Raw genomic sequence first — 26,771 nt, 5'->3', positions numbered from 1 at the left:
AAACAACCGACTATAAGCAAAGTCCTATGTTAGCTCTGTGATATGGATCACACGTGTAAAGAAACTTTACGAATCACCGCGGGAGTGCCAAAACGGGACTCAGATTTTGTAATTTCCAGAGTTGCTGCCCAGGGCCGCAGGCGAGTTGGAATCCAGAGACTGCTTTCATGAGTGTTCAAAGAGAAAGAAAATATGGCGTGGGGACTTGTGGCTTCTCGATCCACCGGCGACCTTAATCCGGCTTTACGGTACGAGAGCGAGGGCCGCAAAAGAAACGGCGAGAATTGCTACGCAAAATCCGGTCCGCAATTTTCAAATCACTGCTGAGGACCTTGGCAACACCGAAATAAATCTCCGGCTTGTCTTGCAGTAAGGACAGAAAAGCATCGCGGGGAACAACCGTGATGGAACAGGTTTCGACACAGGTAACGTTGATTTCCGGCAGCTCGCCAGAAACCAGGGCGCGCATTCCAAACACCTTCCCAGGTTCCGAGTAATCCACCGAGGCGGCCCCGCGCATGCAATTCAGGCTGACTGCGACCTTGCCCGAGTTGATGATGACTAGATTTTCCGGCGGCACACCCTGCTGAATAAGCGTTGTGCCTTTCGGTACGGTCATCGACTGTTCGGCTTTGACCAATTCCGCCCGCACTTCCTGCGAAAGCATTTCATACAGCTCATTGGCGGCGGCGCTTTGTGGTGTGCTGTTCATAGATTGCTTATAGACCCATTTGATATGAGGCACTGTGATGACAGTCACCTCAGCTTGTGATGATCAGGTGGTTACCAGATTTTCCAGAGCGCGTCGATTGGTGATCGTCCATGTAGCGCCCTTCACCCTGATAAAGCCCTTTTTGCGAAAACTGGTGAGCACCCGCGAAACCGTCTCTCGTGAGGTGCCGATGAATTGGGCAATCTCTTCCTGCGTGAGTGTTACCCGCAACGCGATTTCATTGGGTTTTTTTGTAGACAACTCCAGAGGATGCTCCGCCCAGCGCAGAATCAGCTTGGCGAGTTTTTCAGGAACTGAATTCGAAAGTCCCAGGGAACGAATTTCGTCATAGGCGCATTTGCAGTTGTGAGTGAGCTGCCTGGCCACCTTCATGCCAACATCCGGAAACTCTTGCAGAAAGCGCACGAAATCCGCCTGGGCAATAAAGTTGGCCTGGCTGGGCTCCAGTGTTTCCACAGTGGCTTCATAGGGAGAATTTGCAACTGCCGCCGTAAGACCAAGGACTTCACCCGGTTCAGCCACGCGAAGAATCATGCTCTTTCCTTCACTGGAAGTAGTGGAGAGTTTGGCGCGCCCGGTGCACAGAACAAAAATTCCTCTGGGCGACTGGCCTTCCAGACACAACAATGCCCCCTTGGGATAAACGGAGGTCGCTTTGATTTGTTGCAGGCGAACCAGCGCTTCCCGCGAAAGATCACAAAAAAGGTTCTGCTCGCGAAACGCACATTTTAAACAGTCTTCAATGATCTGGAAGTGATATGCCATCCCCAACTCCTGACGGAGAAAATGAACAACTTTGAGATTAAACGGAGGACATCACGCAGATATGTGACGGTCGTCACATTCCAGATGTGCTCCCGATTCTGCCCGGGGGTACTGAAAAGCTCCCGGTCAAAGCCAAAGCACAGGCATTCAGCTCTCCTGAGCAGGGACACCAAAATGAGGGCACGCAAATCACAGACAGCGTGTGATTTAGTGACCGCGGTCACAGTTTTCGTCCTTCGCCTTAAAGCAAACTGGAAAGTTGTAAACCATCATTTGGGTCCCGGGATCTCATTCCAAATTTCTTCAGAGGTTTTTATGCCACTTGTACGACCGGGCACTGCCATTTCCTTTAAGAACATCCTCTTTCTTACCGATTTTGGTCAGGCCTCCACGGGAGCCCTGGCCTACTCTCTAGCCTTCGCGCGGCATTTCAAGGCGCGCCTTTATCCCGCGCATGTATTGGATACCGTGTTGACTGAAACGGCCGTTGCAGGCGAAGCCGCCGTACAAGAATTAGAAGAGCAAAAACGCCGGCAGCTCTCTCGCCTTGCCCAATATAACGGCATTAATTTCCAGCCACTGCTTAGCCGCTGCGATTTTGAGGCTGCCATAGCACACTGGATTTCACAGCTTGGGATTGACCTTGTGGTGGCCGGCACGCATGGCCGTCGCGGCGTGCAGCGGCTTCTGCTCGGCTCGACCTCTGAAATGGTCCTGCACAATGCGCCTTGCCCTGTGCTCACGGTAGGCCCGAACGTTGAAGTACCGCGCCTCTTTAGCCTGAACCTGGAAAAGATCGTGTTTGCCACAGATCTGGGCGAGCAATCACAGCATGTTCTGGGATTCGCTCTTTCACTGGCCCGGGAAAAATGCGCCCGCCTGATGCTTCTTCATGTGCTCCCTGAGGAATCACGCGATTATCCAGATCGTTTGCGGGTTTTGAGTTTCGTCCTGAATGAGGCGGAACGATTGCTGCCAATACAAGCGCGCAGCTGGTGCAAGCCGGAGTTCGCCGTGGATGCAGGCCCTACGGCTGAACGGATCGTAAACCACGCACAGAATGAGCAGGCTGACTTGATCGTGATGGGCCGCGGGCACAGTGAAAACTTCAGTCTGAGAGGCAGCCCTGGCGTGACGCATAAAGTCATTTGCGCGGCGCCTTGCCCCGTGCTTTCCGTGCCTGAGGCGTGGGCGCGCTAAAGCTGCGCAATCCGGCTAGGGTGATCTGCATCACAGCCGCGATGTGGCCCACGATTGCAAACTATAAAGGAAGATTTGAGATGAGAGGCGGAATGACGGAATGGAAACCAGCGCGAAACGGCCTGCTTCTACAGACGTTGGAAAGCGCGCTGGCTTTCTTCGCTACGGAAGAGGCCGGAAGGCCCTTCCGCGGCGAATGCCACATTTCGCTGCACCTGCGGGGTTCCGGGATCCCGCAGGCGATCCTGCCGGTAACTTCATTCCGGTCGATGCGCATGGCAACAGGGTTGCCGGCGTGCAGCAGGAGAACACTCAAGGGGAACCTGACGGTCGCGAAAGCGAATGAGCCCAGTGCTCCGGACCAGCAAACACTGCAACTTTAAAAAGGAGTTTTTTTATGTCAACTATGCATGCTCTGCCAGTCGTCAACAAAATTTCATTCAAGAATATTTTATTTCTCACCGATTTCACTGAATCCTCACAGGGCGCCATGGCGTATGCGCTGGGATTTGCAAATCATTTTGGGGCGCAGGTCTATCCCGCGCATGCCTGTGATCCAATCATCCTTACCGAAACAGCCGCGCCGAACATTGTGGATGAAGTGGAAGAAAACAGCCGTCGCCGCCTGAGCGCGCTGGCCAAGGAAAACAATTTCAACGGCACGCCGCTCTTCGCGCGCGGACCAGTAGCAGAGGCAGTCCCCAAATGGATTGCCGAGCACGGGATTGATCTTATCGTGATGGGCACGCACGGTCGCCAGGGACTGAAGCATCTTTTGATGGGCTCCGTTGCTGAAGCCATCTTCCGCAATGCCACCTGCCCGGTGCTTACTGTAGGCCCGCACGTTACTGTACGGCCTACGCATGATTTCAAGGCGGAGAACATTCTTTTCCCCACGGACCTGGGCGCGCACGCGGAATTCGCGACGCAATATGCGCTCTCCATTGCGCAGGAAAGCCGCGCACTAGTGACCGTTATGCACGTGGTTTCACTGAACGACGCGTTCCAGCGCGACCGCACAGAATTGGTTGCGGATTCCTATAAGAAGCTGGAAAAACTGGTGCCGGCTGAAGCAAAGAAGTGGTGCAAGCCTGAAATGGTGGTTGAAATTGGCGATACGGTAAAAGAACTGCTGGGCTATGCGGAGACGGAACGGCCTGACATGATCGTTCTGGGGCTGCCTTCGGGAAAGAAATTCAACGGCGGATTCCACTCGAGCGTTACCTATAACCTGGTTGCCGGAGCGCCTTGCCCGGTGCTCACAGTGCGTGACGTTTTGAACGATTAAGTTGTCGTACGACGAAGCAGAACTAGCCAGAGATCCTGGCACGACGGTTCCCTGGAGCACGATGTCAGGACTAACAGAAAAGCAGCGCTTACGGGCGCTGCTTTCGTGCGGAAGAAACATATTTTTTTTACACGGACGTGCTGGGATCGACTTAGTTTGCTGCTTCAGGATGCTTTTTTAAATACGCTTTCACGAATGGGCACACTGGAACGACCTTGAGCTGATTGAAGTGGGCGTAGTCCAGCGCAGCGCGAATCAGTTGATTTCCCAGCCCGCGTCCCCGTGAAGCTTGCGGAACCTCTGTATGGATCAGCGTGATGCTGTGGTCTGTGCGGCGGTATTGCAGCAGGGCTCTCTCATTTCCCAGCGCGATCTCAAACTGGCCTTTCGCTTCATTGTGCGTAACGGGATTGCTATCCATAAGACTTACTACTCCATTGAAGCCGATTCTACGCCAACGCCGCTTCGCGGCAATAGGTTGTTCTTTAGATACGCCCTGGATCTTTTTGGCTTCCAGCGTGCGATCACGTGCCTTGTTCCAACTGTCCGCCTGGTTCCGTAACAACATCCCTTACCGGCCACGATCCCGTGAGACATGCCAGCAGATAGATTCCGCCGACAATCGCGAACCCTTGCGCCAACCCGCGAGTGTGCGCCACAGTGCCCACGGTAAATGAGAATACAAGTTGCATCAGCGTTCCCAGAAAGTAAAAAGTATTCTGCACGCGTCCCATGAAATGTTTTGGGACCAGTTCCATCATGGTGCTGGTAATGGCTACGCCGCCCAGCGCGCGACAACACCCCATAAGGCAATAAACCGCCGCGCACACAACCAATGCAACGCCCACTGTGAGTGAAGCAGAAACAACGAGCGCACCCTGGATGTGCGACCCGAGGAACGGCAATGAGATCAAGCAAAGCCCCAGCAGCGCCATGGAAATTCCCACGGCACGGCGATGTCCGGTGCCGCGTATGAGCGCGGGAGTGTAAATCGCGCTCATGAACGCGCCAATGGCCCAGCCGGCGTTGAGCCAGCCATAGCCGACTGCGCCCGATTTTAGGATGCGATCGCTAAAAGGCGCGGTGATCACGCCCTGCGTCAGCATTCCGCCGATGAACAACGCCCAGGCAATGCCCAGCAGTAACAATCGTGGACGCAACTTGATATAAGCGATGCCTTCTTTCAATTCATGAACAAACTTTGCCACGGCGCTGTCATGCACTATGGTTTCTTCAGCCATGGCGACCGTGTGCTTACCCTTGCGCACAAACAGATAGCAGGTGAATGACAGCACGTAACTGGCGAAGTCGATAAACAGCACGCCGTGCAGACCAATCTTGTTGTAAACGAATCCAACGACCGCGCCGGCGACCAGCCATCCGCCTTGAACGCCCGCCAGCAAAAAACTGTTGGAGTGCACAAAGTGCGAGTCCGGCGTGAGCTCCTGAACAAGCGCGGTGATGGTGGGCCAGAACATCCAGAAGCCCGCCGCCACAATCACGGACATTAAATAGACTTCCCAAAGCGTGGCCACGCCGCGATACGCCATGATTGCCACGCACAGAATTACAAGGCCGCGAGCGGCGTCCAGAACCATCAGCAGACGACGGCGATCTTCACGGTCAATCACCACGCCGGTGAATGGCAGCATCATGAGCGCCGGGATAGTTTGCAGCATGAGCAGAGTTCCCAGCGCCATTTCCGAGTGTGTTTTTTGCAGCACAAACCAGGTCACGCCCGCGGAGTTCATGCCGCTGCCGACCATGGAGATCAAATTCGCGGCAAAAATCAGCCGCATTCCGCGATGCTGGAGAATGTTACGCACGTCTACTCACTTTAGCATCCCGCAAAGCGCGTAAACGCCTTGCCCTGCCGCCTGCGGCCTGCAATAATTTTGGCAATGCCGGGCCGCCACTTACGTGTGGTCTCCATCATCGCGATTTCCGCCGCCGCTTTTGTTGCCGGCGCTTCCATGCGTGAAGTGGTGAAGCCGTTTTCCGTTTATCACGATGGCGATGACCTTATTTTCACACCTGAAGCGGCGGGCAAACATCGGCTGGCCAGCGTTGGCCCGTGGAACCTGGGCGAGCGCGTGGCGGAAGACAAGCCTGTCGATAAACGCCTGAACCTTTATTTTGTTGCGCCGGGCGTGCAATATCGTTGGACGGGAAAAGCGGAATACGATCACAACCTGGTCATCAACAAATACACCGTTGACGGCAAGCCGCGCGACTGGGACATTTTCTGGTGTTTTATTCTTGATCCCACGCTGCGGCCAGACCTGCGCAGTGAACGCGACCTGCTGATGGCCAAGCACCAGACGTTTCGTCCGGCAACGCTGTTTGAGTTCAAAGACATTCCTGCACACGCGCTGCTTGCGGAACGCCTCAGCATAAAATCCATGGCCGACCTCCGGCGGCGCTTCCGCGAAAAAGATGGCTCGCTGCCGCGGCTGCTGATTGTGCCTGCGCGGCTGGTCGTCCGCGCGACGGCTGCGGTGCGCGGCGCGGTGCCAAGGCCGACGCCGAGATAGTTCTGCGGCCCTCCGCTCAAGACCCACAGCCTCCATTTATACTGGCTCTTCATACTTTCACCCTTCGAAGGGACTTCAACTGCTTCCTTATATACACATTGGGCCGCTGGAAATTCCGACCTTTGGCCTGCTGATGGTTGTGGCGTTTGCCGCCGCTTATTACGCTCTTGAAGGCGAGATCAAGCGGCGCAAAATCCAGCTTGATCCTTACACCATCGTCGCGGTGGTGGCGTTCGCGGGAATTCTGGGCGCAAAGATCTGGCACATCGTGGATACACCTGCCGACCGCCTGAACGCCGACACATTCAAAAGTTTTGGCGCGCTGCTGAGCTGGTTCCGCGGCGGCTTTGCCTGGTTTGGGGGCTTCGTCGCAGGTATTGCCGCGCTGCTGATCATCGCCCGGCGCAATGGCGTGAACATGCTTACCATGCTGGATATTTCCAGCTCGGCGGCAGCCGTGGGTTATGCCGTGGGCCGCATCGGGTGCCTTATCTCCGGCGACGGCGACTACGGTATGCCGACGCGTCTTCCCTGGGGCATGGCGTTTCCGGATGGATTGGTTCCCACCACTGGCCCCAGCGGCGCATGCGCGCTTTACGGCTGGCCGCAAAACTGCGCAGTCCATCCCACGCCGATCTATGAATTCATCGCCTGCGTGCTCATCTATTGGTATATATGGCGGCGCGGGGCGCGGGCCATCCAGCATCCGCTTGCGCCCGGCGTGATCGTCGGCGAATTTCTCATCCTGTTTGGCATTGAGCGCTTTCTGGTTGAGTTCATCCGCATCAATCCCCGCATTCTCTGGGGCATGAGCAACGCGCAACTGGCCGCGCTGCTGACCATCGTTGCCGGAATTATTCTGCTGATCGTTGCGAGGCGTCGATTTCGCAAAGTAGATCCCGTACACAAAGTTCTGGACCACGTGGTCCAGCATGGCAACCAGGAAACCAAACCGGAATACCATCGCGCCACGCCTGAATGCCCGAACCCTGAGCGCTGGAGGATGTTTGACACCATGACCGCCGAAGTTGAAGTCCTGGACTTTCTGAAATGCCTGATGACCACCGTAAAGCCCAACCTGGTGGTGGAGACCGGGACGTTTCTTGCCGTGAGCACCATCTATATGGCTGAAGGGCTCAAGCAGAACGGCTCTGGCAAGATCATTACCTGCGAGCCGGATAAAGAAGTCTTTGCCAAGGCCAAAGAAAAGATTGAGGCCTCAGGACTCAAGAAGTTTATCGACTACCGCTGCGAATCAAGTTTAGAGACGCGCGTGGCCGGGACGATCGACGTGCTTTTTTGCGACTCACTGCCTGAACTGCGCGAGCCTGAGGTCCGGCACTTTCTGCCGCAGATCAATCCCAACGGGCTGATCCTGATGCACGATGCCAGTTCGCATCTCAAGACCGTGCGCGAAGCCGCCAAGCGGATGGAAGATGAAGGTTTGATTTCGGTGGTGTTCCTGCCCACGCCAAGGGGGCTCGTGATTGCACAGAAGAGGGCGGGGAGGAAGTGAGGGGGAAGTTCGCCCTTTGGCTTGCACAGTAAGAGTGTTTTGCTCTGACTCGGCGAGTTCCTTTTGCCATTCGCCGCCGTCAGTTTAAGCCCTTGGGTAGCAATATAAATCTGGACCTCTAGAACGCTCTCGAACGGCAAAACCCGCATAACGCCCGCCGAGGCCTAGGCGCTGGATCAAACTCACCACAAACGAAATTGGCCTTTTATTTAAGCATTGGAGGTACTAATATAGCCTGATTCACCCCCTTTAATAACCAAAGTTCTTGTGAGCAAGAATATAAAAATATCTATCTATCATTGGCTGCCTCTGGCAGACAACATGCTGCCGGACGCCCTCCGCCATTTGCATGAACTAGAGACCAGTAGCCCAATTTCGGACATCGAGCCTGGGGCTGGCTTTGTACAATACAAAGCCGAGCATACAATCAAACGAGATGGCAAGCCGATTTGCACGGTACGGTTTCATGGAAAGATCGATGGCGAAGGATTCTGCCAGCACGTCACTGAAATACCACCAATTCATGAACTTTCTTTGTCTTCATCGCTATCGTTGATCATTCCAGAGCTCCGCGAATTCCTAGCAGAATTCATTTTTGACATTGCGCCTGCGGCTATTCGGAACAAATTGGCAGTTTTGCATGAAGGCGTTATATCATTTTCCCAGTTTTACTACACGCCTGGCTTCAAACCCTCCATTGATGCGCCGGCTAGGAATTTTCTGACCAAGCACAATGTGGTGATCATACGTCTGACAAAAGATCACCGCGCAGATATGGAAGCGGGATTCAGCGCACCCGAGCTGCGGCTCAGGATTGATCCAACACTTGATGACGCTGTTGCCATCAGCGAAAGCCACAACGCTATTCTTTTTTTTGCCAGCGAGTATAGCGAGGAAGAGAACCAGCGTTTTGATGGAGTATTTTACAAACTCAGCGGCATTCTCAATCTCGTTGATTGTGGCGCACGAGCCATAGCGATTTTGAAAAATACGCGCGATCATGTAGTGCCATTGCGCCGACAGCTTGCGATTACTCTCCAACGCAACACTGAGGAACACTTTTCATTTCTGACAGAGATGAAAAAGTATCTGACGTATGCAAACGTTAAACTTCCTGTGGTTCAAAAGGTGATTAATCATCTTAAAGACACGCGCAAGTCCAAGCAGTGTGAACAGGCCATGGAATTAGCTTCAAATAAAAGCATCATTAATTCATTCACTACTACAAGAATGCTCTCTCTGCAAGACAATCCCGGTTTCATGCCGATTGAACTAGTATCTCGGTTGGCAGAAGACTTGGACCGGCTGGAGAAGTTGTATGAAGAAGATGAAGAAGAACTCAAAGTCCTTTCCAATGAAGCATCGCAAGTTCTGCAGGGTACCTTAAGCGCGGAGGATATCCAGTTATCGATTCGCAAGCTGGATACAGGGGAAGCCTCACTTGAGTTGGATAGAGCCGCGAAGAACCGGGCCAATGCGTTAAAGATTCTCAGCATCCTGCTCTCCATCAATACCGGCATCACAATTGCCGACGTTATGCACTTGAGTGCCCCTTTGCGGTCAGGGGTAGCGCTTATTTTTGTGGCTATCACGTGGGTTTTGATCGAATGGTACATCAGGCTTAAGAGTCGCTATTATCGCCTAGTGATACCTCTCAATTGGACCGTTCCCAGGGACAGTTTGTTCAAACTTCAACAGAAACGCAGCCTTAAACGATCTGAAACAAATGGCAGTAGACGAATTCGCACATGGGATTTCAATCTTTATTGTGGGGCTCCAGGCATGGACAATTCGGAACAAACAATTAAACGCCTTATAGAGCCGGAAAGTGGCCATTCTTATAGTGCGGACATCACTGTCGATTATGAGCAGCGAGGTTTCCTACATTCGATAACAATTGAGATCGAATCCAACTCAATCAAAATGGTAGACAGCCGTGCCATCGTAGTACAGATTTTGAAAGAATTTTCAAAGTTTGGCTGTGTTGCTGCGGACGCAGACCGCAAATCAGTTTTGGCGGATGCTCTTTCGCGGTTAGACCTATTCATCGATGTCTCTTTACCATCCTTGAACTGGGTACTCGTCCAAGACCCGGACAAACTTCGGCGCATCCTTTCTTCTAAAACGGCGATATCTAGCAGCCTCGATGAATATGAAGGTGAATTGGAGGAATATGTCAATCATGCTGATGAAATTCTTTCGCATTTTAGAGAATATAAAGAATGGCTAACAAAAGCAGATCAAAAGGCAGAAGAGCTGGGTTATTTACTGGGAAAAGCGACTCTGCCTGCGAAGCTTGCTGTTATCTCTAATCTGGAACTGAATTTATGACGCAATCCAACATAGAAGCTAGCGCACTGGAAGACATGCTTTCTGCGCTTGCGAAGATTATCGCGTATGGACTCTCATATGAGCAACGTACAGCTGTGCTCCGCGGCTACGACTTACGCCTTTCAAATACACAGCGCCCGGATGAATTCCGGGTTTTTCATGCACTGAAGAGCTTGGCAAGCACATCGCAGCCGCTGGAGTATGTGCGCGACTTGCTGCATCGCATTGAAGGCACCCGGAGCTTTTACCAGAATGTGGGGCCCGAGCTAGATCGCCTCCGTTATCTGGTGGCAAAGCATTTACTCCCTCAACAGGAGGAGCTAACCCCACCCTACGTTTTTGTGTTGTTGCCATTTAAAGAGGAATTCTTGGCGACGTTTGAGAGTGTTATACGGCCTTGTCTTCAAGATCTCGGATGTGCTGCTGAGCATGCGAAGGACATTGCAACGGTTGGAAGCATCATCGAAGTCATTTTCTTGCAAATATCAAAAGCGGCATTTCTTGTTGCAGATACGACTGGGAGCAATCCAAATGTATTTTATGAAATTGGATATGCGCACGCCCTCGGAAAGAAAGTCCTACTTCTCACTCAGGACACCGCGAAAATTCCGTTCGATATCGGAGGCCTAAAGCATATCCATTACCACCCAGGGTCTCCCCACACTTTGCAGCGCGATTTGAGGCGCTATGCTGAAGTTTTATGTAAACAGCTTAAGAGTCCGTAGGCCAACCGAACCCACGCGATACGGAGGCCCGCTAGGGCGTCCGCGCGGCGGGGCTGCACGAAGAAGCTTTGATCTTGAAGCGCCAGAACGGACGCATTGTCGGTAGAACTCCCTGAGTCGCCGTAGCAGAGGACACAATCTCGGGGCCCTTCGGAGCTCCCTCGGCTACGCTCGGGATTTCGCCTGCGGGCTCAGACGCCCGCAATGCGGCTCAACTTCGACTTCGCGCTCAAGATCAATGCGCAGGATGAATTACTAAGGCGCTTCGCTCAGGGTGACAGTGGGAGAGGGAGTGGTCGGAAAATCACATGTTTCCGGGGGATGCGCCTGGGGTCGCCGACATCGCACGTCATCCCACCCCTGAAAGCCAAGACCGGGCTTTCTGGGAGGATCCCGGTCATCGCCGGCATTGGAAAACAGGAAACTCTGACCACTGATCTACACAGAGGAGAGGTTGGGAATAAAGAGAGAGGGTGGGTTATCGCCGAAATCGAGAAACCCAGAGCTTTACCATAAAGGGCACGAAGGAACACAAAGGAGATTGGGGGCCTGGTCATCGCGCGTGATCAGAAACCCCAATCCCCTCGCGTGGCTTACTATTTCTCGCTTATCCCGACCGGAGCCGGGTTCTTTTGCAGGTGCAGCTTGCGCGAGATGTCCGGCCAGAATTCCCTCAGCACGTCGAATCCCATGGATACACCGATGCTCTCGCCAAACCGTTTGGCAGCGGGGTTGAATCCCCGGTCGTTTCCGGGATGATAGAGGTTCTCCAGGGCCACGGTGCTGGCGGTCCCAGCCCACAGCGACAAATTCGGCATGTGGTGGCCTGAATCGGTGTTGCCCACGAACGTATTGCCGACGGCGTGGCCGAGACGCTGGCCGGTGGTGGCGTTTTGACCTTTACGGAAATAGCGCGGGTCCTGCCGGAAGATTACCGGATAGGCGAATTTGTTAAAGAAGGCTTTGGCCACATTGTCAGCGTAGGACGCGGCAAAACGCTGGCCATAGGCATCGGCTCCCTGGCCCCATTCAGGATCGTGGTTCTGCCATTGCGACCAGCCTGCGAGCGCTCCGGCTGTGGCCAATGTATAAGGACTGGCAGCAACCTTGGCAAACAACCGGAACTTGCCACCGGCATCAAGTGGGCAATTTTTCCGTCCCGCCGGCGCTGTGGTGATCTTTAGCCTGATGGAGAACCAGGAAGATTGCTGCGGTATGCACGGCTCCCCGTTCGCATCCCGGCTAAGAACGAACGGCTGGTCCCTGCGCGATGAGCTTTCTTGCGTTATGTCCAGTGGCTGCGCAAACTCCTTGCCGCCGGGCAACGCGGCATTGTCAGCAAGGTGCAGGTCTGGCCCCTGCATGGCGAAGCTGGTAATAGCAAAGCTTGGAGATGGAGTAGTGGTTGTTTGTGAGACGGCCGCAAGCCCAAGCAAGAAAATGATAGAGATGAAAAAGAATATGCGAGCTTTCACAGAGGCCCCCTTTTGGAATCCCGGGCTGCAAGTCCCACTCCGCGCGATGGGATTTCAGCCCATTTCACTCTCATGGTGAAATCCAAGCTTTAAAGTACTTCTCTGGCGGAGATAAAGGAGCTGCCAGTATTCACAGGGCTGGCAGTATTGACAGTGCTATGTGAAGCGCGGGTATCGCGGCAGCGAGACAGTCGGGGGGAGAAGAGCAAAATGCTCCGCGCCTTGGTATTTCGATAGTAGTTTCCGTTTGCAATGTGTTAGACATTTGTCTTACAGTAACCTTGTGACTATCAATTACATGCAGATGCTGCTCGACCTGATGGAAGAGCGGCAGAAATGGATCGAAAAACGGGACGAATCGATCCGCGAAATCTCGCGCCTCTCTGACCTGGTCCGGGCGACCATGAACATGATTCCCGCAGAACAGATCGCTCGCTATGAGCCCATCTTTGAACGCATTGAAAAGCGTCCGGCCGGGCTTTCCACGGCGATCCGGGCGTGCTACACGGGCGCGACAGGCTTTGCGCAGGCTTTGCGGCAAGAGACGGAAAAAGGAAGCGCCGGAAAAGACCAGACAAAAAACCGCACAGGAGTAGCCGGACGAGAGGCCGAAGAGAGCCAGTCTGAAACGTCGGCCACTGGCTCCGCAAAAGACGCATGGTTTACCCCGGTTGAGATCCGCGACGCGCTCAAGCGCATGGGTTTCCCCTTTGAGGATTACAAGGCCAACCCGCTGGCGTCGATTCACACTACATTGAAGCGAATGGTCCCCGCTGAAATGGAAGTGAAGACCCTGAAGGACGGACAGAAAGCTTATCGGCTGAAGAGCGCCGGGGAATGGAAAGACGCGTTTGCTGAAGTTCGGCAATGGCTGCAGGGCAGCTTCAGCGTGATGGAGTCGGCTGTCCCGGTGATCGTAAAGCGCAGTAAGAAAGACGCGGATAAAGACGCGGACAAACAAACGCCCGCAGAAGGAGAGAAACGTGGAACGTCTGGAAGCGCATAGAGCGTTCTTTGCCGGCCTGATTACGGCGCAAGCAGGCCTGCCCGCTGGACGCCTCTCTGAGGCCTTTGCCGCCACGCCCCGTGAGCGCTTTCTTGGTCCCGGGCCGTGGAAGATTTTTACCAGCACGGGATACATCACCACGCCAACCGACGATCCGGCGTTTCTTTACCAGGACGTGACTGTGGCGCTCTCTGAGGCCAGCAAGATCAATAATGGCCAGCCGGTGCTACACGCGGTGAGTCTTTCCGCGTTGAATCCGCAGCCGGGTGAAACGGCCATCCATATTGGAGCGGGTACCGGATATTACACGGCGATACTGGCGCGGCTGGTCGAGTCGCAGGGAAAAGTTCTTGCCTATGAGATTGAGCCGGCACTGACGGAGCTGGCCAAGGCGAACCTGGCGGACATGGAGAACGTGACGGTCTACCAGCGGTCCGGCGCGGAAGGCACGTTGCCAGAATGCAACCTTATATACGTGAACGCGGGCGCAACCGCGCCGCTGGATATCTGGCTGGATGCGCTGCTTCCCGGCGGACGTCTTCTGTTTCCTCTCACGCCCGATGGTCCCGGCGGAACTCCGGGCGCAGGCGGAATGCTGCTGATTACGCGCGTTCCTCCTGACGGCTACAGCGCAAGGTTCCTGATGCCGGTGATGTTTATCAACTGCCAGGGCGCGCGCGATGAAGAGACAGCAAAGAAGCTGGCGGAGGCGTTTAAGCGCGGTGACTTAAGGAGCGTCCGGTCGTTGCGACGCAACACCAAGCCGGATACAACCTGCTGGTGCGAAGGCAAAGGCTGGTGGTTATCGACGGCGGAAAGCGGTTAGCCGCAGGATTTTAGATGGCCCGGCGATCGCGGCCGTTCCCGGCGCATCATATCTGACATCACACACCATTTTTTAAGACACGTTCTTGCAAGACACATTTTTGTACGACGCTTTCTTGTAAGACAAGGAATAGAAGTATGCGGATGTCGATGATTACCGTGATTGCGTCGGTTTGTGCAGCGTCTTTGCGGGTCCCGGCCTGGGAAGGTCCCAAACCTGCTCCGCTCACCAGCGTGAGCACCGTTGACCTGAAACGCTACATCGGAAGGTGGTACGAGATTGCGCGCTATCCCAACCGGTTCCAGAGGGAATGCGCCTCAGATACCACGGCCGAATATGAACTTAAACCCAATGGCAAAGTGGGAGTCGTCAACACCTGCCGCAAGAGTGATGGAGCTACAAAAAAAGCCAGCGGCATAGCTAAAGTGGTTGATCGCTCAAATGCCCGGCTCAAGGTAACTTTTTTCTGGCCGTTCTATGGAGACTACTGGATCATTGGGCTTGATCCGGAATACCGCTGGGCTGTTGTGGGGGAGCCGGGCCGCAAGTATCTATGGATACTAAGCCGAACGCCGCGGATGACTGAAGCCGATTACCAGCAGGCCGTCGAGCAGGCGCGCGCTGCCGGATATGATCCGCAACGACTGGTAAAGACATCGCAATCGGCCAGCTTAAAGTGAGTTTTAGGAGACCTTGGCGTGCACGTCGAACATGCCTTCGCGCTCGGCTGCCCAGATGCGCAGCGCGTATTTGTTGATGATCTCCTTGTTGGCCTCAAGGAAATCCACGAGCAGACCGGGGGCCAGCAGTTCAAAGGTGCGGATCAGGTCAGTTTTATCTTCCTGGCGGTAGCCGCCGCGCTTGGGCGTTTGCGGGCCAATCAGGTGACGAAGCTCAGCCTGGACCTGCGGCTGTTCAAGGTTTTGCCGGACAAAGCTTTGCATCTCGTGCATCAAGGTGATCCAGACAGTTTCATTCAGTTCTGCGGCCATGGATGACTCCTAAGGGGTCCCGGAAACGCCGGAACCCCATAGTGGGGGGATGGGCGACCAAACAGTATATATAAGGTGCTTACCTTACAAAACGATTAAAGAGAAATTAGGAAGATTAATTCAGAGAAGAGTATGCGGTGGCTGCTCGATGGTGCAAAAGTTTTCAACTTTTCAAAGCCCCTAGGCTCTTGCTGGAATGAACCCTGAGTCACTTTCCGCGCGCAATGTCGGCCATCACGGCTTGGGTCGCGCGCACGTAGTCTTCCGGCCGCAGAATCATCTGGGTGCCGCGAACACCGGCGGAGATAGAAATGGAGTCCCACAACTGGATGGTTTCGTCGGCAAATACCGGAAAGGCTTTTTTCGCGCCCAGCACCGTCACGCCGCCGCGAATATATCCTGTGAGCGCCAGCAGCTCTTTGACCGGGACAAGTTCCATTTTGCGGTCTCCCGTGGCTGCGGCCAGAGCCTTCAGATCGAGCTCCGTGTTGGCCGGAATCACGGCAAAGCAGAGAGAATGGCGATCGCCGCGCGCCAGCAGTGTCTTAAAGACCTGCTCCGGCGGCATTCCGATCTTGGCCGCCACGGTCTCCGCCGCCAGATCGTCGGGGTCAACGTCATATTCGCGCAGTTCGTACTGCACACCCAGGGTTTCGAGCAGTCGGACGGCGTTTGTTTTCACTTTTGTCCTCCTCCAGAAAGGGCGAGGCCGGCTTGCGCGCCGAGCCCAATGCCGCTGGCGCAGAAGATATCACCGTTGGTTGATGGTGTTAAGCGGTTTGGAGCGCAGCGACATGAATGTAGTTTGACCGTGCCCGTTTGCCTCTGCTAGCTTTGGAAGTCTGCCCTGAGCGGGTTTTGCTTGCTGTAAGTGTTCCCGCTTGCCCGGCGATACATCGGCCCCATCCAAAAGAGGAGAATATGCCCGTTTTTAAGTTCAAGGGCGTGGATTTCATCGAGTTTGATTCCCTGCTCACCGACGACGAGCGTCTGGTGCGTGACACCGCGCGCCGCTTCATCGAAGAAAATCTCATACCGATCATTGAAGAGTGCAACCGTGAAGGCCGCTTCCCGCGCGAACTGGTCAAGCCCATGGCCGATCTCGGCTTTTTTGGAGCCAGCCTGAAAGGTTATGGCTGCGCTGGAATGGGCAACGTGGAATACGGCCTGGTCATGCAGGAGCTGGAACGTGGCGACAGCGGCGTGCGTTCCTTCGTCAGCGTCCAGTCCGCGCTCTGCATGTATCCGATTTACGCCTATGGCAGTGACGCGCAAAAAGAAAAGTGGCTGCCCGCCATGGCCCGTGGAGAAAAGCTTGGCTGCTTCGGCCTCACCGAGCCCGATTTCGGCTCCAACCCCAGCGGCATGCGCACACGCGCCGTGAAGTCCGGCAATGAGTACGTCCTGAACGGCGAAAAAATGTGGATCACCTCAGGCTCCATCGCCGATATCGCCATCGTATGGGCCAAGTCTGAAGAGCATAAGGACCGCATCAAGGGCTTTCTGGTCGAAACCAACCGCCCCGGCTTCAAGGCTTCTGACGTTCACGGCAAGTGGTCGCTGCGCGCTTCGGTCACCTCCGGGTTGTCACTGCAAGACGTTCGCGTGCCGCTGGAAAATCTTCTTCCCGGTTCCGACGGCCTGAAATCCCCGCTGGGCTGCCTGAACCAGGCGCGGTATGGCATTGCCTGGGGCGCGATTGGCGCGGCCATGTCCTGCTATGACACGGCGCTGCAATATTCCCAGGTGCGCAAGCAGTTCCGTGACCAGCCAATTGCATCTCATCAGCTTGTCCAGGAGAAGCTGGCATGGATGATCAGCGAGATCACCAAAGCGCAGCTTCTGGCCCTGCAAGTGGGCCGCCTCAAGGATGCAAATAAAGTTGGGCACCAGCACATCTCCATGGCCAAACGGAACAACGTATGGATGGCCCTGGAGTGTGCACGCATGGCGCGTGACATCCTGGGCGCAAACGGCATTGCCGACGATTACCCGGTGATGCGCCACATGATGAACCTGGAGTCGGTAAAAACATACGAAGGCACGCACGACATTCATGCGCTGATCATCGGCGAGAATGTTACAGGCATCAGCGCGTTTTGAAGCGCGACTTCTGGAGGATCACAAATGGCAACCCGCGTAGCAGACAAGCAACCTGAAACAAGGACCCTGGCCAACCAAATGGAATTTGAGCTGGCGCTGGAGTTTGCGCGCGTGGTGGAAGATGCCGCTATTGCTTCAGCGCACACCATGGGCACCGGCGATCGCGAGCGGGCTGACCACGTTGCCACTGAAGCCATGCGCACCACCATGGACACGGTCCCCATGCGAGGGACCATTGTCATAGGGGAAGGCGAGCGTGATCAGGCTCCCATGCTCTATATCGGCGAGCATGTGGGCGCAGGCTGGCATGACGGCGACACACTGCCGGAAGTTGATATCGCGGTGGATCCTCTCGAAGGCACGAACCTTTGCGCCACCGGCGCTCCGGGTGCCATCACCGTGCTGGCTGCATCAGAAAAAGGCGGCCTGCTGAACGCCCCGGATTGCTACATGGAAAAAATCGTTGTCGGCCCTTCCTGCAAAGATGCTGTTGACCTTGACGCGCCCGTAAAAGAAAACTTGAAGGCAATTGCGCGCCGCCTGAGCCGTGACATTAGCGATCTTGTTGTGGTGGTCCTCGACCGCCCACGCCATGAAAAACTTATCGATGACATTCGCCGCGCTGGAGCGCGCATTCGGCTGATTACAGACGGCGACCTTTCCGCCGGCATTGCCGCAGCCGTGATCGGTACCGGCGTGCACGTCGTGATGGGCAGTGGAGGCGCGCCGGAGGGCGTGATCACCGCCGCCGCCATGCGCTGCCTGAATGGAGAAATTCATGCGCGTCTGGTCATCAACACGCCAGAGCTTGAGGCTCGCATTGAGAAGATGGGCATCAAGGATAAAAAGAGGATTTATACGGCCAAGGATCTTGCGCCAGGAAAGCACATCATCTTTGCCGCTACCGGCGTGACCGATGGCGCTCTCATGAAAGGTGTGCGCTTCTTTGGTGAAGGCACGCGCACGTCATCCATTGTAATGACGCGCAAGAGCGGTAAAGTGCGCTTTGTGGAGAGTATTCACTTGGCCAAGCGCGCAGACGTGAAAGTCAGGTTCATGTAAACCTCACCGCTGATAACACCGATTTGACTGATTTTCACGGATCAGAAAAACCATAGCTGCGAATCACGCGAATGAACACGAAGCGATCTATTTTAATTTTTTATTCGCGCTTTTTCGCGAGCATTCGCGGCCCAAATGTTTTATCTGCGCTCTTCGGCGCAAATCTGCGGCAAAAGGTCTTCTTCATCGCGCCTAACGATCTCTTTCCTGATCCGTGAAAATCAGTTTTATCAGTGTTATCCGTGGTAAGTTTTTGTTCTAAGGCTTCCGCTGCTTCGGCATCGGCGGCCAATCCTTTGGATTGCCCTGGAACAGCGCCTTGGCCACTTCATGTCTTGCTGGCCCATTGCCATCTGCAATGGCAAAGCGATATGGGCGGTTCGCCGGACCTGACCACATGGAAACCCCGGCATACGCTCCGTCCTTGCGCAGGATGTAAAAGTGCATGCTCACATAAATCAGCTTCGCCATGTCTCCATTAAAGTTGCGCACAATGCGCTTAAGCACGTCCATGCCGGCTTCCTCCGGTGACATGCCACGTCGCATGTTTTCCACGATGGTATGCGCCCCGCACACCTTGATGTTCTCTTCACCGCTGCCGGTAGCGCCCGCCGCACCCACATCCTGGTCGCAATAGCAGCCTGCGCCGATAATCGGCGAATCTCCGCACCGTCCCGCAAGCTTCCACGCCAGCCCGCTCGTCGTGGTTACGCTTGACATCTCCATTTTTTCATTCAACGCTGAGCAGTTGATCGTGCCGGTGGGCGGATACAGGACTTTCTGGATTGCATCCATGCGGCGCTCTTCGGAAATCCCAATCTCCGCCGCCAGGGCATAAAGCCGCTGGATGGGCTGCGGCTGGTCTTTGAGCGAGCCTGTCTCCAAACCAGCCGGGAATTTGAAATTGGGATCAGCCAGCCCCGGTCCCCACCAGTCGCGGTCAGAGTGGTATTCCTTCCACAATTGCCATATCTTTCGTGAATGCTCGGTCAACAGGTTCTCTTTAGGAAAGCCCATAAGTTCGCCAAAGCGCGTAGCCCCCTGGCCCACCAGCATCACGTGACCAGTGTGCTCCATGACGGTGCGCGCCAAAGAAGCAACATTCTTGATATCGCGCACGCCGCCTACCGAACCCGCGCGGCGCGAGGGACCATGCATGCAGCAGGCATCCAGTTCCACCACGCAATCTTCATTCGGCAGGCCGCCCAGGCCAACGCTGTCGTCGTCGGGATCGTTCTCCGGACCAGAAACTGTGGTAATGGCGGCTTCCAGCGTGTCCGCACCAGCCACCAGCTTTTTATAGCCCGCTTCAAGATGGTTTCCCCGCGAGGTGATTCCGTTGGCCGCAGAAATCATGATGTTCTTCGCCGAAGAGGTGCGCGGCACTTTCAGGTTGTCTTTATTTTGCGATTGTGGCGCGTCGGCGCTCTTGGCTGCTTGTCCTGTGGCCAGCGTGGCCGAAGTAACTGCCAGTCCGGAAAGAAAATCTCTGCGCTTCATAGGGCCTCACTTTCGTGATGAAGGAAACGCAGAAGGATAACAGATGCAGCAGCTAGCTACTAGCCGCTAGCTGCTGGAAACGGTTTCTTCGATTTACGAACGGTCTAGACTTGAGCGCTCGGAAATGCAGTCAGTCGAAGCTTCTTGATCGGATGCAATCGGCTTTGGAAGCTTGCACGATGGTCGGAGACCAAACAGACACCCTTTTGGCTAGCAGCCAGCAGCTAGCGGCTAGCAGCTTCTTTCTCACACCGCCATCTTTTTCTCCGCCGTGTTCTGGTCGGCGCGGAACCTCAACAGCGCCGCGATTTTTCCGGCTTTTTCCAGATCGGCATCGCCATCGATAAAACTTATTTCCGCTCCATTGCGCAAGGCCAGGTTAACCAGCGTGTCGGAACAATCCTTTAATTCTCGCGTCTCCTGCCCGCAAACTGCGCAGGATTTCACCATGCGCGTATCCATATGGCGGCAGTTGGTGCACTCCACGGCTTCCGCCTTGAAATCGCGCGTGAGCAGCAGGTCCTGAACTTCCTGGCGCTCCAGCGCGCTGAGCACATGCTTTAAGCCAACGGCGCCCCGCGCGTTGCGTTGCGCTTCACCAATCGTTTCACGCACCAGGCCGCGCTGTTCTGCCTGGAGCGCTTTTGTCAGGATGCGGTCTGCCTGTTCGCGCACCTCTTCCGCGGTGGCCACCATGGGATCCACCGGGATTCTGCCCCGTAACCGTTGTTTCAGACTGCCTTGCAGCTGTGGCTCGATCTCCGGCCAGGCTTCATCATGGCAGCCGACGAGCAGAGCACTGAACTTTTCGCGGTTATAGAGCATGAGCAGCGATTCCGCAAACATCTTGTAATGCTGCATCACCATGTTCTCAACGTGGCGCTCGCGATGGCCGGCCTCATAGCCCTGGAAGCCATCGCTTCGCGGCACCGCGGGAGACGGGCCAAATTCCAGGTCGGGCTTCTGTGTGATTGCCCCCGCCTGCAGTTCAAAGATGCGCGCTCTCTTGCGGTCCACCAGGGCAATGCATGTGCGCGGACGTCCGGACCTTGCGTCCACCAGCGGGCGCATGTGAAAACGCGAGTTCACCGTGATCTGTGACGGCTCCGGTCGCGGAGGAATATCCAACTCGCGCCATATTCCCTGCTCGCGGCAGGCAAAAATAGCTTTGCCGCGCGAGTGGTTTCCATGCAGCCCTTCGGCAATCGTCAATATTTTTTTCAGGTCCTCGCGCAGGACAGCATCCTTGCCATTGCGCTCGGCTTTACGCAGCGCATCGCGTACCAGGTCTTTGGCCATGATGGCTTCTTCACGGTGTGATTTGTTTTGGGGTGTCTGTGGCTGGAAATAGAAACTGATGGCGCATCCCGCCGGCGATTCAAACTGTGCCAGTTGGCGAATTTCTTCACGCGTAATCATGCGCGGATCTCCTTATGTGTTCTCCGTTACGCAACCCGGGAATGATGCAGCAGACTTTTCCTGAGCTGGTTCTGCGTTGGTAACTTTTGCTGGATGTGGGCACGCGCGTCGTGAATGGACTGGCGCACCTGTTCCGCAGAACGCCCCGCCAGGCGCGAGATTTCATCCACTGTAAAACCTTCCAGCGTGTACAGCACAAAAGCTTCGCGATCACCCGTCTTCACGCCGCCCAGAACAAGGTCAAGTTGCGCCACCATTTCATCGCCGGCCATGATCTCTTCCGGCGTGCGCACACTTTCGTCGCGAATAATGCTTTCTTCCGGCAAACTGTCATCGGGCTGGTGATACTGCAGCACATTCTCGTCACTGCCCGTCACGTTTTGGATTCCGGCGGGCGCGTCCAGTGAGATGGTGGCCGTATCCGCGTTGTCATGGATCAGCCGTCGAATGGCCTGCAAAGCCAGCCGATGAAACCAGCTCTCTGGTGACAGCAGCTCTCGCTTGCCGCCTTCATCCGAAAGAGCGCTTACAATCACCTCATCGATGACCTCTTCTCTCGTAATCTGGCCTTCGCGGATTTTGTCCGACTCAATCTGAAAGTTCAGCTCCTGGTCGATAAACTCTTCCAGCTTGCGCAGGTTTGCGCTCAGCCATAGCTCCACATCGGCGACAGCCGCACCATCGGTTTGCGCTGCCGGAACCGGCATCTCCGCACGGACTGCGCGATGCGGTTCCGGGTGAGCTTTCCCATTACCGCGCGTAGCGGCTGCCTCGGCGGGGATTGGCATTTGCGTAAGCCGCTCACGGCCTGCTCGCCGCAATGATTTTCGTGTCCAGTGGCCGCGCAGCAGCTCTTTGTGTTTCGTCACCTGCGCGATCAAGTCGGCAAAAGCGGATTTGGTTGCCGCCAAGGCGTTTTTCTCCGAGCGCTGCGCTGCCATCTGTCCCGACGGTAATCGCAGGTTCAGTGACGCGCTAATGCCACGATCTTCGGCCTGCTCCACCACAGCGTGAAGAGTCACCAGATCGGGCTTGAAGACCTGTAGCCGCGGCTCTAATTTTTTGATTTGATACTCGAATTCGCGCTCGACATCGGGCGTCTTGCCTGCCTTGTAGCTGACGTGAACATTCATGTGTGCCTCGGCTGGGAGAAGATCCCTTTCGGAAGGTCCGCAGGCCCTCATTCACTTGCAAATTTTACACCTGCCAATAAGACGCCAACCAAATTTCGTACGTTGCACAAAAAATAGTATTGAAATGTAAATGTATTTCTTGCTTTAAGGAACATTTTATGAACGGAGTTGCTGAATGAACTTGATGGCGGTCACATAGCAATGTGACGCGCATCATCGCCGGGTTGCGATTAAAGGCGGTTAATCATTGACGCGACGTAGCCCGCGCCAAAGCCGTTGTCGATATTCACCACGCTCACGTTTGAAGCGCATGAGTTGAGCATGCCCAGCAGAGCTGCCAGGCCGTTGAATGAAGCACCATAGCCGATGCTGGTTGGCACAGCGATAACCGGCACTCGCGCAAGCCCGCCAACCACGCTCGGCAGAGCGCCTTCCATGCCTGCGCAAACGATAATTACTCGCGCTTTGTCGAATACTTCCCTGCCCGCCAGCAGCCGGTGGATTCCCGCCACGCCCACGTCATACAGATGGGCAACTTCATTGCCCATGATTTCCGCCGTCACCAGCGCCTCTTCCGCCACAGGAATATCGCTGGTCCCGGCTGAGATGATCACCACAACGCCTTTGCCGTAGTTCGCTGAATCCTGCTGTAGAGTGATGGTCTTTGACAACTCCCGGTACTCAGCTTTGCGGACCAGCTTTTTTACGGCACGAAAATGCTCTGCCGTGGCCTTCGTGGCTAGCACATTGCCGCCCTGCGCGGCCATGCTCTTGAAAATCTTTGCCACCTGCGCAGGAGTTTTGCCCTGGGAAAAAATTACCTCCGGCATGCCCGACCGCACACGTCGATGATGGTCAATCTTGGCAAAGCCCAGATCTTCAAAAGGCATGTGGCGCATGCGTGCCACCGCATCATCGGGCGACACCTTGCCGCTGCGAACTTCTTGAAGCAATTTTCGGAGGGAAGCGGTATCCATCTAAGGATTCAGATTAACACTAAACCCAAACCTACCACGGAGGCACGGAGGCACGGAGACACGGAGAACAGAGAGAGTTTATGTTTTTAAAATCGAAGCGGCACTGGCCAAAGGTTGAGAATGGAGTTCACTGAGGGGGAGATTAAAAACTCCACCTGTTCTTCTCCGTGCCTCTGTGTCTCCGTGGTAGGTTTTGTTTAACAGAACAGCTTCCCCTGCCCGGGATTCACCCTTCTTGCCAGTTCAAAGTACGTTTTCCTGGCCACGCCGGGCAAATGTATCTTGCGGAAGAAAAGCGACCGCAGAAAGCTCTTGCTCATTAATCCTGCCAGATACGCCTCATGCATCTCAGCGCCGAGCATCGCGCCAAGATGGCGGACCAGGAACTCGCGCTTCTTTCCGCTCGATGCAATGCCGGTGGCGATGACGCGGGGCAATTCAGAACGCAGGCGAGCATGCCCTTCAGCTTCTTTGTGCAGCACCAGGAATTCAATCATCTCGCGATGTTCACGGACGCTGAAGGCTTTGTGTATTTTTGCGGCATCGCGTGGCTGGCTGCTTAGCGCGCGAAAATCATGCTGTCGCATGACCGGATAGTGCGGCAGCAGCACACGCGCCCCAAATGTAATGAAAGCGCGCTCAATCACGTCAAAATAGAACTGGTCCTGGTGTGAACTACCCGCCCACGGGCCGTTGGAGCAAGCCGCGCCACGGCACTCATACTGGACAAAGCGCACCGCTTCTTCCGCGGCATTCGAGAGCTGAAAGCGTTTGATCAGCAGAAGATTGTGCTTGGGCGAATAGACGCAGCCTTGTTGCCGCAACTTCTCCAGCACCGGCCGACGCTCGGCGGCGGGAATCTCTTTGCGCGCCAGCAGCTTTTCAAAATCTTTGGCGCCAGGCCGCAGATAAACCTCTGGATAATCTTCTATCAGTGCGCTGGAATGACTGCCGGTAACTGGCGAATACTGCTCCAGTCCCATCGAGCGCATAAACGTATCCACCAGGTTATAGAACGTAGGCGCAAGATCGGGTTGGTTCGGCTCGGTCCGCCACTTGCCGATATAGATACGGTAGCTTTCGTATTTTTCCAGCGGCGTGGCGTTAAAGACGCATAGCACGTCATCACTCACCTGGACGCCATGAACGCTGTCGCTCAGCTCGCCCGCGGCCTTCCAGTAAAGTTCGTCAAGATTTTGCAGCACGGTGAGCACGCGATCACATGGTCGCAACAAGCGCAGCCAGTGCGGCAGATGTTGAGGAGCCAGATGCGCTTCTCCAAACAGCGTGAGAACGCGCGCTTCAGGATGCGCACGGCGGATCTGCGCGATCTGTGCGGCGGCATGGCGGTCACGCGCGCCGATCTTGCGCATATTGCCGCGCGGCTTCAGGTCAATGCCATAGACCGGGCAGCCATGTTTCCGAGCTTGGCGCAACAGGCGTGCGAACGGCTCCCAGTCATATCCCCATTCGGCGTCATAGCGTATGCCAGCGCGAAGTTCGTCTTCACTGATTTCGCCGCGCAGCCATTCGTCCAGCACGTATTGATCGCGACTGAAGGCCATCTCTAGCGCCAAAACTACGGGACGATCACTCTGCGCAAGCTGTCCAATAAATGACGTTGCAAAATCCTGCGACGCGGCAAGCGCATGATAATCGCCCAGTAGAAAAACGTCGGCGGTGGAACACTGTTGCTTGAATTCGATGTCGTTGAGAGCGCGGCGGTAATCGCGAAAGGCTTCGCTGAAGTCGCGAATGTATTTCAGGCGGCCGTGCGGGTCGGTGGCGCTAATTTCGCGCTTCACCTGAAGCAGTGCGAGTTGCTGCGCTGCTGTCCTGCGGCGGGCCCGAATTGAGAAACCACTGCCCATGAAGTAGCCTGGCTTGACTTCAGCGCAGGCGCCTCCCTATGCTCAATTACTATTAGTCTGTAATCCAGACCTTACACCCTTAGATGCCGAATCCGTTACATCCGTCAGCCCATGTACTCACGGTTGCCGCCACCGGAGCGAGCGGCGCGCTGTTCACGCGCGAGCTGCTGCTGACTCTTGAGCGCGACGAACGCGTGCAGAGAGTAAATTTCATCGCGTCAGACAACGCGCTGCGCGTTTTTGCTGAAGAACTTGGCATCAAAGGACGCAACAATCTTGTCGAGCAGCTACTCGGAAAGAACTCTGACAAGATCCAGGCGCAGAATAATGGCGACATTGGCGCAAACATCGCCAGCGGCTCTTACCCGACGCATGCCATGATCGTGATACCGTGCAGCATGGGAACTCTGGCCAGAGTTGCGCATGGACTCGCAGGCAACCTGATCGATCGCGCAGCCGATGTCTGCCTGAAAGAGAAACGTCCGCTGGTGCTCTGCACGCGAGAGACTCCGCTGAACCGCGTGCATATCCGCAATATGGACTGGGCCGCCGAAGCCGGTGCGACAATCTATCCGCTAATCCCGACGTTTTACAACCAGCCGAAAAGCTTTGACGAGATGGCGCACCAGTTCGCTTGCCGCGTGTTACAGTTTGTTGGATTAGAGCAAAAGGATGCTTATCGGTGGGGAAAGTGAATTTCACCGCGGAGGCGCGGAGACGCGGAGAAAAGCAAGCCTTAGCCGCGAATTCACGCGAACGAACGCGAGTCAAGGCGCTGCCTCAAATCAATTTGAAAATTCGTGTTTATTCGTGTTGATTCGCGGCTAAAAACGCCTTTCGAATCACTTCAATCGCGGACTTTTCTAATTTGTATTTTCCTAGTTCACTCTCGCTCGTCCAAGCAACATCCGCGGCATCGCCGCCTGCGCGGAGATCGCCACCCTTCACCACGCAAAGAAAATCGATCAGCACGTAGTGATATTGCGGCGCGCCGTCTTTTCCTGGAATGATGCGGTCCAGAACCTCAAGAACTTCACCGGCCTTCACAATCAATCCGGTCTCTTCCAGGGCCTCGCGTTCGGCAGCGGCGCGCAACGTTTCTCCCAGTTCCACAACGCCTCCCGGCAGCGACCATTCTCCCAGCAGCGGCGGGTTGCCGCGCTTCACCAGTAGCACACGATCCAAATGAATAATGACTGCGCCCACGCCTACGATGGGGCGATCAGGATATTCACGCGTGGTCGATTGCGGCGGGGTTGGTTTAGGCGACGGTGCTTTTCTTTTCATGGCAGCAAAAACATTGCTTTAGTTTTCA

Annotated in this window: 26 protein-coding genes; 13 read left to right on the top strand and 13 right to left on the bottom strand. The window is 55.2% G+C overall.

All coding sequences use genetic code 11. The annotated features are described in order from the left end of the window. Positions 1–232 precede the first annotated feature (232 nt). Entirely contained in the window at positions 233–712 is a 480-nt protein-coding gene (locus LAO76_09420; GenBank protein MBZ5491138.1) for a Crp/Fnr family transcriptional regulator, read from the bottom strand. A 63-nt stretch (positions 713–775) separates the two neighbouring features. After that, positions 776–1,504 carry a Crp/Fnr family transcriptional regulator gene (locus LAO76_09415; protein MBZ5491137.1) on the bottom strand — a complete coding sequence of 243 codons (729 nt, stop codon included), beginning with the start codon at positions 1,502–1,504 and terminating at the stop codon, positions 776–778. A 309-nt stretch (positions 1,505–1,813) separates the two neighbouring features. Here LAO76_09415 and LAO76_09410 point away from each other — a divergent pair, with 309 nt between their 5' ends. The 3 genes from LAO76_09410 (at position 1,814) to LAO76_09400 (ending at position 3,986) form a co-directional block, all read left to right on the top strand. After that, positions 1,814–2,698 carry a universal stress protein gene (locus LAO76_09410; protein ID MBZ5491136.1) on the top strand — a complete coding sequence of 295 codons (885 nt, stop codon included), beginning with the start codon at positions 1,814–1,816 and terminating at the stop codon, positions 2,696–2,698. A gap of 92 nt (positions 2,699–2,790) precedes the next feature. Then, the gene (locus LAO76_09405) at positions 2,791–3,081 is read left to right on the top strand and encodes a hypothetical protein (GenBank protein MBZ5491135.1); all 291 of its coding nucleotides are present in this window, start codon (positions 2,791–2,793) and stop codon (positions 3,079–3,081) included. A gap of 14 nt (positions 3,082–3,095) precedes the next feature. Next, complete coding sequence (locus LAO76_09400; GenBank protein ID MBZ5491134.1) at positions 3,096–3,986, top strand: universal stress protein; 891 nt, start codon at positions 3,096–3,098, stop codon at positions 3,984–3,986. A gap of 151 nt (positions 3,987–4,137) precedes the next feature. Here LAO76_09400 and LAO76_09395 read toward each other — a convergent pair whose 3' ends face one another. Both LAO76_09395 and LAO76_09390 read right to left on the bottom strand, forming a co-directional pair. Next, positions 4,138–4,407, bottom strand: a complete 270-nt coding sequence (locus tag LAO76_09395) for an N-acetyltransferase (protein ID MBZ5491133.1) — start codon at positions 4,405–4,407, stop codon at positions 4,138–4,140. Positions 4,408–4,510: 103 nt separating this feature from the next. Next, positions 4,511–5,812 carry an MFS transporter gene (locus LAO76_09390; GenBank protein MBZ5491132.1) on the bottom strand — a complete coding sequence of 434 codons (1,302 nt, stop codon included), beginning with the start codon at positions 5,810–5,812 and terminating at the stop codon, positions 4,511–4,513. A 75-nt stretch (positions 5,813–5,887) separates the two neighbouring features. Here LAO76_09390 and LAO76_09385 point away from each other — a divergent pair, with 75 nt between their 5' ends. From LAO76_09385 to LAO76_09370, 4 genes are all read left to right on the top strand, one after another. Further along, positions 5,888–6,520 carry a hypothetical protein gene (locus tag LAO76_09385; protein ID MBZ5491131.1) on the top strand — a complete coding sequence of 211 codons (633 nt, stop codon included), beginning with the start codon at positions 5,888–5,890 and terminating at the stop codon, positions 6,518–6,520. 808 nt (positions 6,521–7,328) lie between these two features. After that, on the top strand, positions 7,329–8,036 hold the full coding sequence (locus LAO76_09380; protein MBZ5491130.1) for a class I SAM-dependent methyltransferase: 708 nt from the start codon (positions 7,329–7,331) through the stop codon (positions 8,034–8,036). A gap of 267 nt (positions 8,037–8,303) precedes the next feature. Further along, on the top strand, positions 8,304–10,367 hold the full coding sequence (locus tag LAO76_09375; protein MBZ5491129.1) for a hypothetical protein: 2,064 nt from the start codon (positions 8,304–8,306) through the stop codon (positions 10,365–10,367). Beyond that, a complete protein-coding gene (locus LAO76_09370) occupies positions 10,364–11,092 on the top strand; it encodes a nucleoside 2-deoxyribosyltransferase (GenBank protein ID MBZ5491128.1) in 729 nt (242 codons plus the stop codon). Before LAO76_09375 ends, LAO76_09370 begins: the two co-directional genes overlap by 4 nt. 596 nt (positions 11,093–11,688) lie before the next feature. Here LAO76_09370 and LAO76_09365 read toward each other — a convergent pair. Further along, positions 11,689–12,567, bottom strand: coding sequence for a hypothetical protein (locus LAO76_09365; GenBank protein MBZ5491127.1), 879 nt, complete (start codon positions 12,565–12,567; stop codon positions 11,689–11,691). Between the two features lie 283 nt (positions 12,568–12,850). On the opposite strand from LAO76_09365, the gene LAO76_09360 reads away from it, so the two are divergent. From LAO76_09360 to LAO76_09350, 3 genes are all read left to right on the top strand, one after another. After that, entirely contained in the window at positions 12,851–13,573 is a 723-nt protein-coding gene (locus LAO76_09360) for a hypothetical protein (GenBank protein MBZ5491126.1), read from the top strand. Next, on the top strand, positions 13,551–14,399 hold the full coding sequence (locus LAO76_09355; protein MBZ5491125.1) for a protein-L-isoaspartate(D-aspartate) O-methyltransferase: 849 nt from the start codon (positions 13,551–13,553) through the stop codon (positions 14,397–14,399). The genes LAO76_09360 and LAO76_09355 overlap by 23 nt, the downstream gene beginning before the upstream one ends. A gap of 137 nt (positions 14,400–14,536) precedes the next feature. Next, a complete protein-coding gene (locus tag LAO76_09350) occupies positions 14,537–15,079 on the top strand; it encodes a lipocalin family protein (protein MBZ5491124.1) in 543 nt (180 codons plus the stop codon). A 3-nt stretch (positions 15,080–15,082) separates the two neighbouring features. Here the strand turns inward: LAO76_09350 and LAO76_09345 are convergent, their stop codons facing one another. Then, on the bottom strand, positions 15,083–15,391 hold the full coding sequence (locus tag LAO76_09345) for a hypothetical protein (GenBank protein ID MBZ5491123.1): 309 nt from the start codon (positions 15,389–15,391) through the stop codon (positions 15,083–15,085). A 208-nt stretch (positions 15,392–15,599) separates the two neighbouring features. Further along, positions 15,600–16,073, bottom strand: coding sequence for a Cys-tRNA(Pro) deacylase (ybaK, locus tag LAO76_09340; protein MBZ5491122.1), 474 nt, complete (start codon positions 16,071–16,073; stop codon positions 15,600–15,602). A 239-nt stretch (positions 16,074–16,312) separates the two neighbouring features. Between ybaK and LAO76_09335 the strand changes: the two genes are divergently transcribed. Together LAO76_09335 and glpX are read left to right on the top strand one after the other, a co-directional pair. Beyond that, positions 16,313–17,494 carry an acyl-CoA dehydrogenase family protein gene (locus LAO76_09335; GenBank protein MBZ5491121.1) on the top strand — a complete coding sequence of 394 codons (1,182 nt, stop codon included), beginning with the start codon at positions 16,313–16,315 and terminating at the stop codon, positions 17,492–17,494. 78 nt (positions 17,495–17,572) lie between these two features. Next, entirely contained in the window at positions 17,573–18,556 is a 984-nt protein-coding gene (glpX, locus tag LAO76_09330) for a class II fructose-bisphosphatase (protein ID MBZ5491120.1), read from the top strand. Positions 18,557–18,814: 258 nt separating this feature from the next. Here glpX and LAO76_09325 read toward each other — a convergent pair whose 3' ends face one another. From LAO76_09325 to LAO76_09305, 5 genes are all read right to left on the bottom strand, one after another. After that, positions 18,815–20,056, bottom strand: coding sequence for a N(4)-(beta-N-acetylglucosaminyl)-L-asparaginase (locus LAO76_09325; GenBank protein MBZ5491119.1), 1,242 nt, complete (start codon positions 20,054–20,056; stop codon positions 18,815–18,817). Between the two features lie 246 nt (positions 20,057–20,302). Next, entirely contained in the window at positions 20,303–21,475 is a 1,173-nt protein-coding gene (locus LAO76_09320) for a hypothetical protein (GenBank protein ID MBZ5491118.1), read from the bottom strand. Between the two features lie 26 nt (positions 21,476–21,501). Next, positions 21,502–22,608 (bottom strand): sigma-70 family RNA polymerase sigma factor, encoded by a 1,107-nt coding sequence (locus tag LAO76_09315; GenBank protein MBZ5491117.1) that lies wholly within the window; start codon positions 22,606–22,608, stop codon positions 21,502–21,504. A gap of 230 nt (positions 22,609–22,838) precedes the next feature. Then, positions 22,839–23,585 (bottom strand): nickel pincer cofactor biosynthesis protein LarB, encoded by a 747-nt coding sequence (gene larB / locus LAO76_09310; GenBank protein ID MBZ5491116.1) that lies wholly within the window; start codon positions 23,583–23,585, stop codon positions 22,839–22,841. Between the two features lie 197 nt (positions 23,586–23,782). Then, a complete protein-coding gene (locus LAO76_09305; protein MBZ5491115.1) occupies positions 23,783–25,456 on the bottom strand; it encodes a ChaN family lipoprotein in 1,674 nt (557 codons plus the stop codon). An 83-nt stretch (positions 25,457–25,539) separates the two neighbouring features. Here LAO76_09305 and LAO76_09300 point away from each other — a divergent pair, with 83 nt between their 5' ends. Next, positions 25,540–26,151 carry a UbiX family flavin prenyltransferase gene (locus LAO76_09300; GenBank protein MBZ5491114.1) on the top strand — a complete coding sequence of 204 codons (612 nt, stop codon included), beginning with the start codon at positions 25,540–25,542 and terminating at the stop codon, positions 26,149–26,151. Positions 26,152–26,260: 109 nt separating this feature from the next. On the opposite strand, the gene LAO76_09295 is transcribed toward LAO76_09300, so the two are convergent. After that, positions 26,261–26,743 (bottom strand): NUDIX hydrolase, encoded by a 483-nt coding sequence (locus LAO76_09295; protein MBZ5491113.1) that lies wholly within the window; start codon positions 26,741–26,743, stop codon positions 26,261–26,263. Between the last annotated feature and the right edge of the window lie 28 nt (positions 26,744–26,771).

This window comes from Terriglobia bacterium, assembly GCA_020072645.1.
GTDB lineage: Bacteria > Acidobacteriota > Terriglobia > Terriglobales > Acidobacteriaceae > Angelobacter.
The sequence above is the reverse complement of the archived record's forward strand: the minus strand, read 5'-3'. Positions and strand labels throughout refer to the sequence as shown.

Coding starts and splice junctions, on each gene's coding strand:
- LAO76_09420 (MBZ5491138.1), bottom strand. CDS start 712: ATGAACAGCACACCACAAAGCGCCGCCGCCAATGAGCTGTATGAAATG.
- LAO76_09410 (MBZ5491136.1), top strand. CDS start 1,814: ATGCCACTTGTACGACCGGGCACTGCCATTTCCTTTAAGAACATCCTC.
- LAO76_09405 (MBZ5491135.1), top strand. CDS start 2,791: ATGACGGAATGGAAACCAGCGCGAAACGGCCTGCTTCTACAGACGTTG.
- LAO76_09400 (MBZ5491134.1), top strand. CDS start 3,096: ATGTCAACTATGCATGCTCTGCCAGTCGTCAACAAAATTTCATTCAAG.
- LAO76_09395 (MBZ5491133.1), bottom strand. CDS start 4,407: ATGGATAGCAATCCCGTTACGCACAATGAAGCGAAAGGCCAGTTTGAG.
- LAO76_09385 (MBZ5491131.1), top strand. CDS start 5,888: ATGCCGGGCCGCCACTTACGTGTGGTCTCCATCATCGCGATTTCCGCC.
- LAO76_09380 (MBZ5491130.1), top strand. CDS start 7,329: ATGAGCAACGCGCAACTGGCCGCGCTGCTGACCATCGTTGCCGGAATT.
- LAO76_09370 (MBZ5491128.1), top strand. CDS start 10,364: ATGACGCAATCCAACATAGAAGCTAGCGCACTGGAAGACATGCTTTCT.
- LAO76_09350 (MBZ5491124.1), top strand. CDS start 14,537: ATGCGGATGTCGATGATTACCGTGATTGCGTCGGTTTGTGCAGCGTCT.
- LAO76_09345 (MBZ5491123.1), bottom strand. CDS start 15,391: ATGGCCGCAGAACTGAATGAAACTGTCTGGATCACCTTGATGCACGAG.
- LAO76_09335 (MBZ5491121.1), top strand. CDS start 16,313: ATGCCCGTTTTTAAGTTCAAGGGCGTGGATTTCATCGAGTTTGATTCC.
- glpX (MBZ5491120.1), top strand. CDS start 17,573: ATGGAATTTGAGCTGGCGCTGGAGTTTGCGCGCGTGGTGGAAGATGCC.
- LAO76_09325 (MBZ5491119.1), bottom strand. CDS start 20,056: ATGAAGCGCAGAGATTTTCTTTCCGGACTGGCAGTTACTTCGGCCACG.
- LAO76_09320 (MBZ5491118.1), bottom strand. CDS start 21,475: ATGATTACGCGTGAAGAAATTCGCCAACTGGCACAGTTTGAATCGCCG.
- LAO76_09315 (MBZ5491117.1), bottom strand. CDS start 22,608: ATGAATGTTCACGTCAGCTACAAGGCAGGCAAGACGCCCGATGTCGAG.
- larB (MBZ5491116.1), bottom strand. CDS start 23,585: ATGGATACCGCTTCCCTCCGAAAATTGCTTCAAGAAGTTCGCAGCGGC.
- LAO76_09305 (MBZ5491115.1), bottom strand. CDS start 25,456: ATGGGCAGTGGTTTCTCAATTCGGGCCCGCCGCAGGACAGCAGCGCAG.
- LAO76_09300 (MBZ5491114.1), top strand. CDS start 25,540: ATGCCGAATCCGTTACATCCGTCAGCCCATGTACTCACGGTTGCCGCC.
- LAO76_09295 (MBZ5491113.1), bottom strand. CDS start 26,743: ATGAAAAGAAAAGCACCGTCGCCTAAACCAACCCCGCCGCAATCGACC.